This window comes from Vibrio sp. zbq_1 (assembly GCF_043102935.1).
GTDB classification, from domain to species: Bacteria; Pseudomonadota; Gammaproteobacteria; order Enterobacterales; family Vibrionaceae; genus Vibrio; species Vibrio parahaemolyticus.
This window is the reverse complement of sequence record NZ_JBICJH010000032.1, coordinates 438,621-453,335: the sequence shown is the minus strand read 5'-3', so window position 1 is coordinate 453,335 and position 14,715 is coordinate 438,621. Positions and strand designations below refer to the sequence as shown.

At 46.0% G+C, this 14,715-nt stretch carries 14 protein-coding genes; 8 read left to right on the top strand and 6 right to left on the bottom strand.

The window, feature by feature from the left end:
* Positions 1-2: 2 nt before the first annotated feature.
* From ACF8CV_RS16185 to ACF8CV_RS16165, 5 genes are read right to left on the bottom strand one after another with little or no spacing between them, the layout of a single operon-like run.
* Positions 3-563 carry an intracellular septation A family protein gene (locus ACF8CV_RS16185; protein ID WP_021453665.1) on the bottom strand — a complete coding sequence of 187 codons (561 nt, stop codon included), beginning with the start codon at positions 561-563 and terminating at the stop codon, positions 3-5.
* Positions 563-820, bottom strand: a complete 258-nt coding sequence (locus ACF8CV_RS16180) for an acyl carrier protein (RefSeq protein WP_005460583.1) — start codon at positions 818-820, stop codon at positions 563-565. Before ACF8CV_RS16180 ends, ACF8CV_RS16185 begins: the two co-directional genes overlap by 1 nt.
* Before the next feature lie 15 nt (positions 821-835).
* On the bottom strand, positions 836-1,096 hold the full coding sequence (locus ACF8CV_RS16175; protein WP_005457487.1) for a phosphopantetheine-binding protein: 261 nt from the start codon (positions 1,094-1,096) through the stop codon (positions 836-838).
* A 13-nt stretch (positions 1,097-1,109) separates the two neighbouring features.
* On the bottom strand, positions 1,110-1,877 hold the full coding sequence (locus ACF8CV_RS16170; RefSeq protein WP_171055959.1) for a 1-acyl-sn-glycerol-3-phosphate acyltransferase: 768 nt from the start codon (positions 1,875-1,877) through the stop codon (positions 1,110-1,112).
* Positions 1,874-2,602: a beta-ketoacyl synthase chain length factor gene (locus ACF8CV_RS16165; protein ID WP_138938248.1), complete on the bottom strand. Its 729-nt coding sequence runs from the start codon at positions 2,600-2,602 to the stop codon at positions 1,874-1,876. The genes ACF8CV_RS16170 and ACF8CV_RS16165 overlap by 4 nt, the downstream gene beginning before the upstream one ends.
* A 76-nt stretch (positions 2,603-2,678) precedes the next feature.
* Here ACF8CV_RS16165 and ACF8CV_RS16160 point away from each other — a divergent pair, with 76 nt between their 5' ends.
* The 4 genes from ACF8CV_RS16160 to ACF8CV_RS16145 all read left to right on the top strand — a co-directional run bounded on the left by ACF8CV_RS16160 (position 2,679) and on the right by ACF8CV_RS16145 (position 6,359).
* Complete coding sequence (locus tag ACF8CV_RS16160; protein WP_005460588.1) at positions 2,679-3,077, top strand: lipoprotein; 399 nt, start codon at positions 2,679-2,681, stop codon at positions 3,075-3,077.
* Between the two features lie 10 nt (positions 3,078-3,087).
* The gene (locus ACF8CV_RS16155; protein WP_011105739.1) at positions 3,088-4,173 is read left to right on the top strand and encodes a methyltransferase; all 1,086 of its coding nucleotides are present in this window, start codon (positions 3,088-3,090) and stop codon (positions 4,171-4,173) included.
* Positions 4,174-4,181: 8 nt separating this feature from the next.
* Positions 4,182-5,426, top strand: coding sequence for an NAD(P)/FAD-dependent oxidoreductase (locus tag ACF8CV_RS16150; protein WP_017448712.1), 1,245 nt, complete (start codon positions 4,182-4,184; stop codon positions 5,424-5,426).
* 192 nt (positions 5,427-5,618) lie between these two features.
* A complete protein-coding gene (locus ACF8CV_RS16145) occupies positions 5,619-6,359 on the top strand; it encodes a transglycosylase SLT domain-containing protein (RefSeq protein ID WP_138938247.1) in 741 nt (246 codons plus the stop codon).
* On the opposite strand, the gene ACF8CV_RS16140 is transcribed toward ACF8CV_RS16145, so the two are convergent.
* Positions 6,349-7,701 (bottom strand): hemolysin family protein, encoded by a 1,353-nt coding sequence (locus ACF8CV_RS16140; RefSeq protein ID WP_005479025.1) that lies wholly within the window; start codon positions 7,699-7,701, stop codon positions 6,349-6,351. The two genes, ACF8CV_RS16145 and ACF8CV_RS16140, sit on opposite strands and share 11 nt — an antisense overlap.
* A 184-nt stretch (positions 7,702-7,885) precedes the next feature.
* Between ACF8CV_RS16140 and ACF8CV_RS16135 the strand changes: the two genes are divergently transcribed.
* From ACF8CV_RS16135 to ACF8CV_RS16120, 4 genes are all read left to right on the top strand, one after another.
* Positions 7,886-9,121 carry a DEAD/DEAH box helicase gene (locus ACF8CV_RS16135; protein ID WP_005479020.1) on the top strand — a complete coding sequence of 412 codons (1,236 nt, stop codon included), beginning with the start codon at positions 7,886-7,888 and terminating at the stop codon, positions 9,119-9,121.
* Between the two features lie 251 nt (positions 9,122-9,372).
* Positions 9,373-10,035: a TrkA family potassium uptake protein gene (locus tag ACF8CV_RS16130; protein WP_005460581.1), complete on the top strand. Its 663-nt coding sequence runs from the start codon at positions 9,373-9,375 to the stop codon at positions 10,033-10,035.
* Positions 10,032-11,399 carry a TrkH family potassium uptake protein gene (locus tag ACF8CV_RS16125; RefSeq protein WP_392417189.1) on the top strand — a complete coding sequence of 456 codons (1,368 nt, stop codon included), beginning with the start codon at positions 10,032-10,034 and terminating at the stop codon, positions 11,397-11,399. Before ACF8CV_RS16130 ends, ACF8CV_RS16125 begins: the two co-directional genes overlap by 4 nt.
* 295 nt (positions 11,400-11,694) lie before the next feature.
* A complete protein-coding gene (locus ACF8CV_RS16120; RefSeq protein WP_392417186.1) occupies positions 11,695-14,679 on the top strand; it encodes a M6 family metalloprotease domain-containing protein in 2,985 nt (994 codons plus the stop codon).
* Positions 14,680-14,715 lie beyond the last annotated feature (36 nt).

Genomic DNA, 14,715 nt, shown 5'->3' with positions numbered 1-14,715 from the left:
GATTAGTGTTCCTTTCGAACAAATTGACGCACGATCCATTCTCCGGCGAACAAGCTACCAGCAAGTAAGTAGCTAATCAGACCGTTATACAGCGTCCATATTTTTACTGGCAGGAAACAGGTATAGAGGGCAAAAGCTGCATTCAGTACAAAAAAAACGCACCAAACCATCGTCACTTTGCGAGTGTAAGCAACGCCGCTTGGCGGTAGTTCTGGTTCTTGTAAACGCGCGAGCCTTTCAATGATCGATTGAGGCTGTTTGAGACTAAAAGCGAACACGCACAACATGCATACGTTCACAACCACAGGGTAAAACTTAAGCCACCCGTGTTGTTTAAACACCATGCCAAGCGTAACAAGAAGAATACCGACAGCGCCCGTGGTGAGCGCTAGGAATTTAAACTCTTTAAGTGGGGTCTTATTTGCGACGAATAAACGCAAAAGCAACGCAGCAATTAACAAGCCCCCAACTAAGTTCAAGCCAAATTTATCTATACCGAAGTAAACGGCGAAGGGGTAGGCAAACAGTACAATTGCAGACAGACCAGTCAGCAATTGGCGCATTAACTTTCCTTCAATAGCTCAGTGACTGCGTTAACGACATCGTCAACGGTTCTTACTGTACTAAATTCAGCAGGTTTGATTTTTTTACCAGTGACATTCTGTAGGTGCACGACCAAATCAACCGCGTCAATGCTATCTAGATCGAGATCTTGATATAAGTGCGCGTCAGGTTGGATGTCGTCTGCGTCGATTTCGAACAGCTCAACAAGCGCATCTTTAACTTGTTCAAATACTTGATCTTTATTTACATCAGTCATGAATATACCTACAACTTATTCATTGGTTTGAGAAGAAACGTATTTCGCTAGGTTTGCTACAGAAGCAAAGTGTTCGCGCGTATTTGAGTCGTCAGCATCGATGACGATGTTGTATTGCTTTTTAATTGCTAATCCAAGCTCAAGTGCGTCGATAGAGTCTAAGCCAAGTCCATCACCAAAAAGTGGCGCATCCGTTTCAATGTCGTCTACGGTTAAATCTTCAAGGTTCAAAGCATTAATAATAAGTTGCTTAATATCGTTGTGTAACTGTTCCACTGGGACCTGCTTATCAATAAAAGTTTTCTGGAAAAATGTTGTCAGCTAAGTGCTGTTGTAAGCGTCGAGCCGCTATCGTTGGTGACGTAGTTTGCTTTATAAAGGGCTCAATCTCAACTTTATCCTTAACTTCAATTTTGAAAAAGGGCTTTGTTGTTGGCACCTGATACCATTTTTTCTCTTTTGTGAGAAAGCTCGGTGTCACCGTAATATGTACGACTCTTAAATCTCGTTCTGTTCTTACTGCAATTTGCGCCGCGCCACGTTGCAACTTAGGTTTTATGCCTGGTGTTGTTCTTGTGCCTTCCGGAAATATAAGCAACACGTTGCCTTTATTAAATCGTTCTTCACAAAGTGCTAATAAATCATCTGGCGCTTCGTTTGGAATATAGCCGGCCGCTTTTACAATATGCTTCATAAAAGGATTCGACCAAATTGCCGACTTTACTAAACAATCACAGCGATTTAATTGTGAGGCGATTAAAACGTAATCAATTAAACTCGGATGATTGGCAACAATTAAACAATTTCGATCTTGTTGAAGAAGGTCTGCGCCAATAATTTCATAATCAATCGCCCCGCTGAACTTCATTAATTTACAGAATGTGTTGAAAGAATATTGAATCGCGCCTTGAACTTTATATTCACGTTCGGTTTGGTCAGAGACAAAAATACGAATAGCTGGAATTACGATAAAGCTAAGCGCTAAACCACCCAAACCAAATACCGAAAAACAGAAACCCGTGGCGAGCACGCGCCAATACTGATTTAAGCGATTCATTTTTTGCGCCATTCCCAAGCTTGCTGTGGGGCATGGATGGTCCACTGAGTTTTGTCTGACAAGTAGTGCTGCAAAAACGCTAAGCCTTGTGGCAAAAGGTGGCCTTGTTTTTCTACGCTTTGGCTGCTGCGCAACGTAAAATCATCACCGTTTGATAGCACCAAACCTAAGCCAAAGCCCGGATACTGCTGCTGTTCAAATTCGGCGTAGGATTCAGGTAAAGGTTCATCAAAGTCGACAAGCAGAACTTTCTTATCTGGATTGTCTGCTAAAAATAGCCACGCTTCTAATATCGCGCTTTGGAATGTATTTTCCGATGCCGCAATCGAAGTGAGAGGGATTGGCTGCTTGGTTGCGATGGTCGCTAAACCTGCCGCGGTATTGTGCACTGATTGAGAGAACGCCATTGGAGAGGCTTCTTCGCCACTGATGATGTCTGCAACCAGCGCGACACTGCGATGCAGTTCGCCATGACGGCTAGAAAACACCAGATAATCGACCTGATGTTGCTTTAATAATTCGATGGCCGTTTGCACTGCAAGTTTACTTAATGGACTCATTCTTCGGCGCATCATTGCAGGAATATCCGCCACATTTACTTTGCCATCTTGTGGCCAATTTCCGCTTGCAGCCCATTCTTTCCATTCATCAGGTTGAGATAAACCCAGTGAATTCGCTGTCCACGCATCAATATTGAACGAAATTTTGATCTTCGAGTTTGGCATATTTGGTTAAATTGTTTATTTTACAGCTCGATACAATTTGGGCTTCACCCGAATTCATAATAAAAAGGAAATTCTTATGTCGCGCTTTAAGCTGTACATCTCATTATTATTAACTTTGCTTCTTGTCGGTTGTGGACGTGTACAACCTGTATTGAGTGTGGAGGATACTCCAGTTGCGTATGATCTTCAAAATAAACAAGTAAAAATGGCGATTGTGCAATCCGCAACTAACCGTGGTTGGACGATTGAAGAAGTTAGTCCGGGTGTATTAATTGCGAAAATTCACGTTCGTACACACTCTGCTGAAGTAAAAATTCCATACAACAACAAATATTATTCAATTATTTATCTCAACTCAGTAAATCTCAAAGCAAGTGATGGCAAAATTCACCGCAATTACAATCGTTGGGTAAACAATTTAAATGTTGATATTCAGCGAGCACTTGCGTTGTTGGGCACTCAGTCTCAGCAATAAAAATTATTAAATGCAGTTAGGTTTTTTCGTGTTAAATCAAAATAATGATCCTTTTAATGCTTTTGAAGCAAAAACAGAAGCTCAAAAATTATCTTTTGCCCCTATCGTTTTCCATACCGCGAGAACACTCAGAGATTTGGGTATATTAGCGGCGCTCGATAGCGCTGGTTCAAAAGGCATGAGCGCCATTGATATCGCCGAAAAAACAGGCGTGTCAGAATATGGTGTCAAAGTGCTGCTAGACATGGCGATAAGTGCGCACATTGTTTTGTGGGAAAAACCTAACTACTCACTGGCCAACCTCGGGTTCTACTTGTTGTACGATGGCATGACCCAAGCAAACATGGATTTCACGGCCGACGTTTGTTATGCCGCGATGATGCACCTGACTGAAGCAATCAAAGACGGCAAACCTGCTGGACTGAAAGAGTTGGGCGATTGGGAAACCATCTATCAAGGGTTGTCGACATTACCTGAGCAAGCTAAGCAGAGCTGGTTTAAGTTTGATCACTTCTATTCGGATCGTTCTTTCCCATTGCTGCTTAAAGAAGTGTTTGCCAATGAGCCAAAACATATTGTCGATATCGGTGGCAATACGGGTAAATGGGCAATGCAGTGCTGCAACTACGATAAAGATGTGCATGTGACCATTGTTGATTTGCCGCAGCAATTGGAAGTCGCGATGTCGAACGTGGCAGAGAATCAGCTCAGCGAGCGCGTGCATCCGTATCCTGCCAATATGCTTGATAAAGCCCAAACATTGCCTGATCATGCCGATATTTGGTGGATGAGCCAGTTCTTAGATTGTTTCTCTCCAATTGAAATTTTAAATATTTTGAAGAAAGTGAAGGCGCAGTTGAGCGCGGGCGATACCGTTTACGTTCTCGAACTGTTTTGGGATGCGCAGAAATATGCGGGTGCGTCATACAGCTTAAATGCCACCTCGCTTTACTTTACCTGCCTAGCCAATGGTAATAGCCGTTTCTACCGTAGTGATGATTTCCTAGAAATTGTTGAAGCAGCAGGTCTCTCTGTTGTGGAAAGAACGGACAACATTGGCCTCGGACATACCTTATTAAAACTCCAAGCAAGCTAGTATAAAGAATGAAAACAGAGCACAAGCAAGTTGTCGTCGTTGGCGCAGGTCCTTCGGGTTCCACCGTTTCTGCGTTGCTAAAATCTCGTGGTATTGATGTTGTCGTGATCGAAAAAGCGACGTTCCCTCGTTTCTCAATTGGCGAAAGCTTACTTCCAGCTTGTATGGAGGTGGTTGAACTTGCCGGAATGACAGAGGCGGTGAAGCAGCATGGCTTCCAATTCAAAGATGGTGCGGCGTTCCGTCGTAATGGGGTCTACACCCACTTTGATTTCACTGACAAATTTACCGCAGGACCAGGCACCACATTTCAGGTTCAACGCGCCAGTTTTGATAAAGTGCTCGCTGACAGCGCCGCAGAGCAGGGCGTCGATATTCGTTATCAACATGAGCTGGTTAGCTTGGCGTTTGAAGGCAAAAAATCGCGCTTAGAAGTGGTTGGGCCCGATAAGCAGGCGTATCAAATCGAAGCCGATTTTGTTTTGGATGCGAGTGGTTTTGGCCGAGTGCTGCCGCGTTTGCTGGATCTGGAAGAACCTTCTTGCCTTCCACCAAGAAAAGCGATCTTTACGCATATCGAAGATCATATTTCACCACAAGAACCAGAGTACGATCGCAACAAAATTCTGATTTCAGTCCATCCTGAAAATCACGACGTATGGTACTGGCTCATTCCATTCTCGAATGGTACGTGTTCGTTTGGTGTGGTGGGTGAGCCTGAGTTTTTCGAGCAACACCCAGAAGATAAGCTTGCAGCTTTGCAGCAGTTGGCTAATGAAGAGCCGGGTTTGGCATCTTTATTGCGAAACGCGAAGTACCCAAATCCTGCAGGAGAGTTGGGTGGCTATTCAGCGAACGTCAAACGCTTAGCCACAGAACACTACGCGCTGCTTGGTAACGCGGGCGAATTTTTGGATCCGGTATTCTCATCGGGTGTCACTATAGCGATGAAGTCCGCTCAATTTGCTGCTGATTGCGTTGTGCGTCAATTGAACGGCGAAGTGGTTGATTGGCAAGAAGAATACTCAGAACGCTTGATGGTTGGTGTCAACACGTTCCGCACTTATGTGGAAGGATGGTACAACGGCACGCTTCAAGACGTGATTTTCTACCAAGCTCCAAATCCACGCATTAAACAGATGATCAGTGCAATATTGGCTGGTTACGCGTGGGATACCGAGAACCCATACGTCAAGCAAAGTGAACAACGCTTGTCGACACTGGCTGAGTTAGTTCGTGGCGAAGGTTTTTAAATTACTAAGAAAGAACCATTAAAAACATCTCATTAGCCCCATCTGTGATTCATAGATGGGGCTTTTTATTGCCTTGATTTTAATAAGGTTATTCATTTTTTGGTGGGTTATTGAACGTTGAAATTGCCTTAAAGGTGACCTTAATCACATAAATGTTTGTTGTAGCTGATATTTCTATAAAACTCGTAGGAAATGGATTACATTTTGGGAGTGTTCCCTCAACTTGGTTATATCGTGAAAAAGGTATCTAAGCGACTGTATAGATTAGTAAAGTTTAAAAAACGGCAGCCACTCAAAGCCGTATTGTTTTCCTTTACTTCCATGTTGAAGGGCAGGCAGCAGCGCCTCATTAAAATGCTTCCTTTTTATCCTCAACGTTCCCATCGATGTATTTTTTCTCCCGAGCCATTTCAAGAGCCTTCTGAGCATGTTTTGGCGTGGGGACAGCGAGTCAGCCCAGCATTCAAAAGCAAAGTGGTCGAAATTTGCTCTGAGCTAGAAATCAACCCGAATCATCTAATGGCTTGTATGGCCTTTGAGACGGCTGAAACGTTCAGCCCTAGCATTAGAAACGGCTCTGGGAGTGGGGCGACAGGTCTGATTCAGTTCATGCCCGCAACCGCGAAAAACTTGGGGACGAGCACTAAGCATCTCGCCATGATGAGCGCCGTTGAACAGCTCGATTATGTGAAAGCTTACTTTTGGCCTTATCGACACCGAATGTCTTCGTTGGAAGATGTTTACATGGCGATTCTCTACCCCGCGGCAATCGGGAAGTCACCCTCACACGTGCTGTTCAAACAAGGTTCGATCGCTTACCGACAAAATGCAGGCATCGATCGTCACAGCAAAGGGAGCATTACGTTGAGTGACGTCTCTTACAAAGTTAGGCAGAAGCTGGCGAAAGGTTTGCAGCCTAACTTTATGGGTTAGCGTCGCCATCGTTGGTGTCGGTGGTTGTTTCCGACTCTGTCTCTCGGCTCACTTTAACTTGCACAATCCGGTGATGCTTGACGTTTAACACCTCAAACTGCCAGCCCTCATAGTCGACCAACTCTCCTGCATGTGGAAGGCGTCCTAGCCACCAAGTTAAAAAGCCATTGAGGGTTTGAAAACCTTCACTCTCTTCGCCTTCAATTGTGGTCAATCCCAGTTTGTATTTGAGTTCGTTGAGAGGAATCAGCGCATCCATCAGCCAACTGCCGTCTTTTTGCTGCTTCGCCCAGATTTGTTCTGGTGCCATTCCTAATTCGCCAGCAATGGACTTGAGCAAATCGTATAAGGTGACTAAGCCTTGCACGTCGCCATATTCATCAACAATAAATACCATCTCTGCGCTGGTTTGTTGCATGTAGTTCAGCAGAGGCAAGCCTTTCATCGACTCCGGTACAAAGCGCGGATGTTTGAGCAATTTACCGAGTCTCGAAACAGACAGGTGGTCGTACTCATCAAGCAATACTTTTGAGGAAATGGTGCCGATGATGTTATCTAAACCGCCTTTGCACACTGGCCAAACTGAGTGTTGAGTTTGACGTAGGTGTTTGAGAATCGCATCCAGCGGCAAGTTGGTGTCCAAAAAATGGATGTCGCAGCGCGGCGTCATTAAAGACAGGGCTAAACGATCATTGAGGTGCAGTAGCTTGCGGATCATCAGTTGTTCTTGCGGTTCGATGGCTCCTGATTCCGAACCTTCATTGACGACGGCAAAGATGTCTTCTTCTGTGACGATTTCGCCTTGGTTTTCGTTTTGGCGCAGAAGTTTAAGTAACGCGTCTGTCGACACAGTAAGTAAGAACACAAAAGGTCTGGCAAGTTTGGCTAACCAATGAATCGGATAGGCGACCACAATTGCGATGCTTTCCGCGTTGTTTTGCGCAAAACGTTTTGGTACGAGCTCGCCGATGATGATCGCGAAGTAAGTGATCAAAATAACAACGCTGGTGGTCGCAAGAATGGTGGCGACTTCGCGCTCTAGCCCTTGGGCAACGAGCCAGTGTTCAAAAGGAATGGACAGCGTCGCTTCACCAAAAATGCCACTGAGTAGACCGATGGCAGTAATGCCGATTTGGATAGTCGAAAGAAACTGGGTAGGGTTGTTTTTTAGTTCTAAAGCGAGCGCAGCAGGTGCGTTGTCTTCGGCCATCATTTTTAGTCGGCCGCTTTTCGCCGCGACTAACGCAATCTCAGACATAGCGAAAATGCCGTTTAGTGCGATCAATCCAACAAGCAATAAAATGTCCATGGCGCCTTCCAATAATGCACACGTTAGCAGCATAACGAGATTCTCTCGCGAGAAACGTGAGGTTGTGAATAATTCAACGCGTCATGCCAACAGAATGTCTTATTAAAAGGATAGAGTTCATTTGTTGAATGTGGTTTTCGCGTCCAGACGAATGATTCTGTTACTTGACTGGGATTCTGATAAACTACGCGCCCATTTCCTCTTTAGAGACGTTTCTATGCCATTTTCTAAGCTTGGTTTAAGCGCACCAATTACGGATGCCGTAACGGCGCTGGGTTACGAAAAACCGACTTCTATCCAACAAAAAGCGATTCCAATTGTGCTGCGTGGCAGCAACTTGATCGCGGCTGCGCAAACAGGCACGGGTAAAACCGCCAGCTTTGTGTTGCCAATCTTAGAAAAGCTCAGCCAAGGTGAGACGCAACGTAAAAAACGCGCTCGTGCCATCATTCTTACGCCAACGCGCGAACTGGCTCTGCAAGTGCATCAAAGTATTGAAGCGTACGGGAAGAACTTGCCACTGCGCTCAATGGCGATGTTTGGTGGCGTGGAATATGCGCCGCAGAAGCAAGCGCTGATTGAAGGCGTAGATATTGTGGTGAGCACTCCAGGACGTCTGATTGATTTATACGGCCAGCGTGCGATCCATTTTGATGAAGTGGAAATGCTGGTATTGGACGAAGCCGATAAGATGCTTGATATGGGCTTTATCGACTCGATCGATAAGATCATCGATTGCATGCCAGAAGATGTTCAAAGTTTGCTGTTCTCGGCTACGTTGTCGAACCCAGTTCGTGATTTGGCCAAAAACGCGATTGTAGATCCTGAAGAGATTACGATTGCAAAACACAGCGCATCTAAGTCGAACATCAAGCAGTGGATCACCACCGTCGATAAAGACATGAAGTCATCGCTTTTGAGCCACATGCTGAATGAAAACGACTGGTCGCAAGTGCTGATCTTTATTGAAACAAAACACGGCGCGGCCAAATTGGTTAGCCAGCTTGAGAAGCGCGGCATTGTGGCTGAAGCGTTCCACAGTGGTCGCAATCAGCGTGTTCGTCAGGAACTGATTGAGAAGTTCAAAGCGGGTGAAATTCAGTATCTGGTTGCAACCGGTGTTGCCGCGCGTGGTATTGATATCGACAACTTACCAGTAGTGATTAACTACGATTTACCATTCCCTGCGGATGAGTACGTACACCGCATCGGGCGTACTGGCCGTGCTGGCGCGCAAGGTGAAGCGATCTCTTTGGTATCGAAGGATGATTTCAAAAACCTGTGCATGATTGAAAGCCGTCTGGGCCACTTGCTTGAGCGTGTTGAAATCGAAGGTTTTGCTCCAAGAAAGCCCGTGCCGATTTCGATTTTGAATTACGTACCTAAGAATAAGCGTAAACCGCAAGACAATCGTCCGCGTCGTGAGAATTCTGAACCGCGTGACGCAAAATAGTCTGCTAATACATTGAAAGCAAAGCCGCATTCGTGCGGCTTTTTTGCGTTTAGAACCGCCGAAAACACAATGGATTTTGTCTGGTTTGTCGACCGTGATGAGGAAAAAAGTTAAATCGTGTCATACGCTTAACACTCAAAATGCAAATAACTGCGTAAATGTTTTGTCAAATTTCTGTCCTCATATTTGCAGAAGGGCAGGAATAGGCGCAGACTTTCGCGCTTGCTAATGAATGCATAAATGAGGCACGAATGAAAACAGGTGATAAGCAATTCGCTGTTATTGGTCTTGGCCGATTTGGTTTGGCGGTATGTAAAGAATTACAAGATTCTGGGTCACAAGTCTTAGCGGTCGACATCAATGAAGATCGAGTGAAAGAAGCTGCAGGTTTTGTGAGTCAGGCCATTGTGGCAAATTGTACTCATGAAGAAACGGTCGCAGAGCTCAAGCTCGATGATTACGACATGGTGATGATTGCCATTGGTGCGGACGTGAATGCCAGTATTCTTGCTACTCTGATAGCAAAAGAGGCGGGTGTAAAATCGGTATGGGTAAAAGCTAACGACCGATTCCAAGCTCGCGTTCTGCAAAAAATTGGCGCAGACCACATCATCATGCCAGAGCGCGATATGGGCATTCGTGTGGCGCGCAAAATGCTGGATAAACGCGTACTCGAATTTCATCCATTGGGCAGCGGATTAGCAATGACGGAGTTTGTTGTTGGCTCGCGTTTGATGGGTAAAACGTTAAGCGATTTGGCGCTGTGCAAGGTCGAAGGCGTGCAAGTGTTGGGCTTTAAACGTGGCCCTGAAATCATCAAAGCGCCCGATATGAGCACCACGCTTGAAATCGGCGATCTCATTATTGTGGTTGGCCCGCAAGACAAGTTGGCAAACAAGCTGAAATCATTATGACGCAATTTCATCAGAGAGGCGTTTTTTACGTCCCAGACGGCAAACGAGATAAAGCGAAAGGTGGCGAACCGCGCATTATATTGCTGAGCTTTCTCGGAGTGTTATTGCCTTCTGCTGTTCTGCTTACGCTACCGATTTTTTCGGTTTCAGGTCTGTCTATTACTGACGCGTTGTTTACCGCGACTTCAGCCATCAGTGTGACTGGGTTGGGTGTGGTCGATACCGGCCAACATTTTACGCTCGCGGGTAAAATTCTTCTGATGTGTTTGATGCAGATCGGCGGCTTAGGGCAAATGACCTTATCTGCGGTGTTGCTCTATATGTTTGGGGTGCGCTTGAGTCTACGTCAGCAAGCGTTAGCCAAAGAAGCTCTTGGCCAAGAAAGGCAAGTCAACCTACGTCGTTTGGTGAAAAAGATCGTCACATTTGCGCTGGTGGCAGAGGCGATTGGTTTTGTTTTCCTCTCGTATCGTTGGGTGCCAGAAATGGGTTGGCAGACGGGCATGTTCTATGCGCTGTTTCATTCTATTTCGGCTTTCAACAATGCTGGCTTCGCTCTCTTCTCTGACAGCATGATGAGTTTTGTCAACGATCCGTTAGTGAGTTTCACCTTAGCTGGTCTGTTTATCTTTGGCGGCTTGGGTTTTACTGTGATTGGGGACGTTTGGCGACATTGGCGTAAAGGTTTCCACTTCTTACATATTCACACCAAAATCATGCTGATTGCCACGCCGTTACTGCTGTTGGTGGGAACGGTGCTGTTTTGGCTTTTGGAACGTCACAACTCCAACACCATGGGGTCACTCACTACTGGCGGGCAATGGTTGGCCGCTTTCTTCCAATCAGCCAGTGCGCGGACAGCGGGTTTTAACAGTGTTGATTTAACGCAGTTCACGCAACCGGCATTACTCATCATGATCGTTTTGATGTTGATTGGTGCGGGTTCGACCTCTACGGGTGGCGGTATCAAGGTGTCTACTTTTGCTGTCGCGTTTATGGCGACGTGGACGTTCTTGCGTCAAAAGAAACACGTGGTGATGTTTAAGAGAACGGTAAACTGGCCAACGGTAACGAAGTCACTGGCAATCATTGTGGTGAGCGGAGCAATTCTCACCACCGCGATGTTTTTGTTGATGCTGACGGAGAAAGCTTCTTTTGACAAAGTGATGTTCGAAACGATTTCTGCTTTTGCAACGGTTGGGCTTACTGCAGGTTTGACGGCAGAGCTTTCAGAGCCTGGAAAGTACATCATGATCGTCGTGATGATCATTGGCCGTATTGGGCCTTTGACGCTCGCATATATGTTAGCGAGACCAGAGCCAACCTTGATTAAGTACCCAGAAGACACGGTTCTTACTGGTTGATTTGTCAGTAATAAGCAAAATGAATGTAAATTAACGCTTTGAATTTAAAGTGATATTTTGACTTTTTTGAGCGTCGATTGGTCATCGGCGCTCAAACATTTATAAATAACGTGGTCTTCTGCTCAAATTTTCTTTTTGATCCCCTTGTCAGCATTCCCTTATCCTTTCATTTCTGTACCATTCATTCACTTAATTTATATCTAATGCGTAAATAACCATCAGGTAACCGCTCATTAAATTGATGGGTATCTGAGTTCGTTTTACGCATGGTGAATTGAAAAGATGGAGCTGTACTTTGAAATTCCACACCTTTGCCTTGACCATGCTGACTGCACTTGTTGCCGGAAACAGTATGGCAACGACCCCACCATCGCCAATTTGGCATCCGATCACGCTGAGTGACGGAAGCAATAGCGAGGCGATTTTACGCGGAACTGCTGATTTCCATTGGTTTGAAGACAAACAAGGCAATGCCTTGATTCAGGAAGATGGTGTTTGGTTTTTTGCTCAGATCCAGCGTAATTCAGACACCCCTGAGTTGCTCTCGACTGGTATTGAGAAAACCCAATCCAGTGATGCGCCTGATTCAGCGAAGTTTCGTCCGGACGTGCAAGTTAAGCCGGAGCTGTCTTCGTTAAAAGCGATTGAACCTATGGCTCGCCAAAACTTATTGCGCACGGCACAAGGTTATCAGGCGATGAGCAGCTCGAGCGTGAAACAGCAGCCTTTGTTGGTTGTGCAGGTTTCTTTTAACGATCAAGCGATGGTGCACAATTTCGAGCAACGTGTTTTCGACACGAATGGCCAAAGCGTTGTGGATTACTTTGATAAAAACTCTCAAGGTAAATTCAAAGTCGTCCCAGCTATCGAGAGTTACGGCACCGCGAATGATGGTGTAATCAATGTGACCGTGGCACAAAGCCACCCAAATTGTCACTCTAGTTCTAGCGACACCACATGTACGGCCAAGCTGAACGCCGTGTTTACAGAGGCCTACCAAAAACTGGATCCGTACTTCAATCTTTCTGCTTACGACAGTAACCAAGATGGAACCGTTGAACCTTCAGAGTTGTCAGTGATGTTTATCTTTGCTGGTGGCGATCGTTCAACCGGATTCCTTGACCGTCCTGCTATCTGGCCGCACAAATTCTCTCACAATGATGTCACGCTAGATGGCAAAAAGATCACTGACTATTGCGTGTTTGCTGACTACCAAGTTGATCATCAAGCGACGTTGGGTGTGATCGTACATGAGCTTGGCCATTTAATGCTTGGCTTACCGGATTTGTACGCAAGGAACAGTGACGCCTCGATCGGTTCTTGGGGCGTGATGGGTGCTGGTTCATGGGCGAAGAAACCGGGTGATTCGTACTCAGGTGATACGCCCGTTAACATGAGCGCATGGAGCAAACACGCGGCTGGTTTCGTTGTACCAACGATCACTCATGAAAGCCCGACGCCTATTTCCGTGAATAACGACGACGTCAAATTGGTGTATCTCGACCCATACTTAAAAGAGTTTGGCCCACGCGTGTATTTGGAAAACCGTACCTTTAGCGGTTACGACCGAGCATTGGCGGCAGAAGGGGTATTGGCGACGTCTGTGAACGTCCAGAACCGCTTTAACGATGTTGGCGCGATGCAGGTTCAAATCATGCAGGCTGATGGTCTGAATGAGTTAGAAAATGATGGAAGCAGTGATGCCGGCGATTTGTATCCTAACGGTGGCACTGAGATTTCCGACACTTCTAATCCAGGACTTCAAGTAATTGCTGGGTTTGAAACTGGTGTTCGTATTTCTAACATTGCTAGCAGTACGAATGGCGGCAGTTTCTCCCTTGAGCAAGCGAGCGAGCCAAACAAATCGGCTTGGCTGAACTCTCTCTATCAAGGTTATGTGTTTGCTAGTGGCACAAATACGCTGGCGGTTTCACTCGATTTAAATAACGCTACAGAACTGGATGGTATTCAGCTGTACGCGCAAAGAAGCAGCCTTCAAAGTGATATGACTTACCGAGTATGGCGATTCCCATTCTCAGGTAATGCGGGTTACCGGTTGGTGTTAGACCAAGACAGCGCTGAACTGCTACAACAAGGTTCTTTCCAAAAATCATCACGAATCTTATTCCCTCAGCCAAGTCAACTAAGTGCTGGTCAGCATCTGTTGGTGGTGGAATTGGAAGGCGGTGAGTTTGAAGCGAACTTTGATTTTGGTCGTGTTCTAAAAACAGAAAAATCCTCTTTACCTGCGATGTGGACAGGCAGCAATAGCAACATGTACACATTTGGTTTGAATCAGACAGGCTTCTCTTTCGTACCGTTTGCCGCGCTGCTGAATGTGGATGCGAGTCATGTCGTTGAGGCAAAAGCAGACTCATTGCAAACCGATAAGAACAAGTCAATCGAGTTGAACTTGATGGACAATGACTTTATGGCCGTTGGTTATCAGTTCAATGTGGACATCGTTCAACAACCAGAACATGGCACCATTTCGGGTAATCAGTACCAACCTGAAATGAACTTTGTTGGTTTGGATCGTTTTCAATATCGTTTGTTGTCGATTGATGGTGCCTACTCATCTTCAATCGTGAATGTTCAGGTGGAAGTGCTTGGCAGCAACGAAGCGCCAGTTGCCGTGATTAATGTTGATAATCAAGACATGACGGTTGGGCAGCGAGTCACGCTGTCTGCGTTAAATAGTACGGATGCCGATGGTGACGTGTTGAGTTATCGATGGGAGCAGTTGGCTGGCACTTCAGTTTCTCTTGGCAATGCAACCAGTGTTAGCGCTAGCTTTACGGTGCCTCAAGGTGCAAAGGCGGGTGAGGTTCTGACATTCCGTCTTACGGTTGCGGATCCAAGTAACGAGACTTCCAGTGCGACCATCGATTTAACCGTGCAAAACTCAGCTCCAATTACGCTAGCGGATACGGCGACAGTCGCCGTCGGTGAAAGCATTGTGATTGATGCAGCGGGCAATGATTCGGACGTGAACGGCGATAAACTGGTTGTACAAAGTGTACAAAACTTAACGGGCGTAGGAATCGCGAGTGTAGAGAACGGAAAAATCCGCTTTCAAGCACCGGATAGTCCGGCTGACGGCATCAAGCTGCAATACACGGTTTCGGATGGCAAAGGTGCTACTGCAACGGGTGAAGTGACCGTGACGGTTGTTGCTTCTTTGAAAACAACGACGTTCAAAAACTCGGAGGGTGGCGGCAGTGTTTCTTATTGGGCTCTGATGTTACTCGCGGTATTGGGCTGGCGACGCCGCGTCTAAAACGGTATTAAATTTACGGTATAAGCCACTCGCATC

What these genes read in the sequence shown, in the direction of transcription:
- ACF8CV_RS16165 (WP_138938248.1), bottom strand. Translation starts at nt 2,602, where the DNA reads ATGCCAAACTCGAAGATCAAAATTTCGTTCAATATTGATGCGTGGACA.
- ACF8CV_RS16150 (WP_017448712.1), top strand. Translation starts at nt 4,182, where the DNA reads ATGAAAACAGAGCACAAGCAAGTTGTCGTCGTTGGCGCAGGTCCTTCG.
- ACF8CV_RS16160 (WP_005460588.1), top strand. Translation starts at nt 2,679, where the DNA reads ATGTCGCGCTTTAAGCTGTACATCTCATTATTATTAACTTTGCTTCTT.
- ACF8CV_RS16180 (WP_005460583.1), bottom strand. Translation starts at nt 820, where the DNA reads ATGACTGATGTAAATAAAGATCAAGTATTTGAACAAGTTAAAGATGCG.
- ACF8CV_RS16125 (WP_392417189.1), top strand. Translation starts at nt 10,032, where the DNA reads ATGACGCAATTTCATCAGAGAGGCGTTTTTTACGTCCCAGACGGCAAA.
- ACF8CV_RS16140 (WP_005479025.1), bottom strand. Translation starts at nt 7,701, where the DNA reads ATGCTGCTAACGTGTGCATTATTGGAAGGCGCCATGGACATTTTATTG.
- ACF8CV_RS16170 (WP_171055959.1), bottom strand. Translation starts at nt 1,877, where the DNA reads ATGAATCGCTTAAATCAGTATTGGCGCGTGCTCGCCACGGGTTTCTGT.
- ACF8CV_RS16145 (WP_138938247.1), top strand. Translation starts at nt 5,619, where the DNA reads ATGGATTACATTTTGGGAGTGTTCCCTCAACTTGGTTATATCGTGAAA.
- ACF8CV_RS16135 (WP_005479020.1), top strand. Translation starts at nt 7,886, where the DNA reads ATGCCATTTTCTAAGCTTGGTTTAAGCGCACCAATTACGGATGCCGTA.
- ACF8CV_RS16130 (WP_005460581.1), top strand. Translation starts at nt 9,373, where the DNA reads ATGAAAACAGGTGATAAGCAATTCGCTGTTATTGGTCTTGGCCGATTT.
- ACF8CV_RS16155 (WP_011105739.1), top strand. Translation starts at nt 3,088, where the DNA reads ATGCAGTTAGGTTTTTTCGTGTTAAATCAAAATAATGATCCTTTTAAT.
- ACF8CV_RS16185 (WP_021453665.1), bottom strand. Translation starts at nt 563, where the DNA reads ATGCGCCAATTGCTGACTGGTCTGTCTGCAATTGTACTGTTTGCCTAC.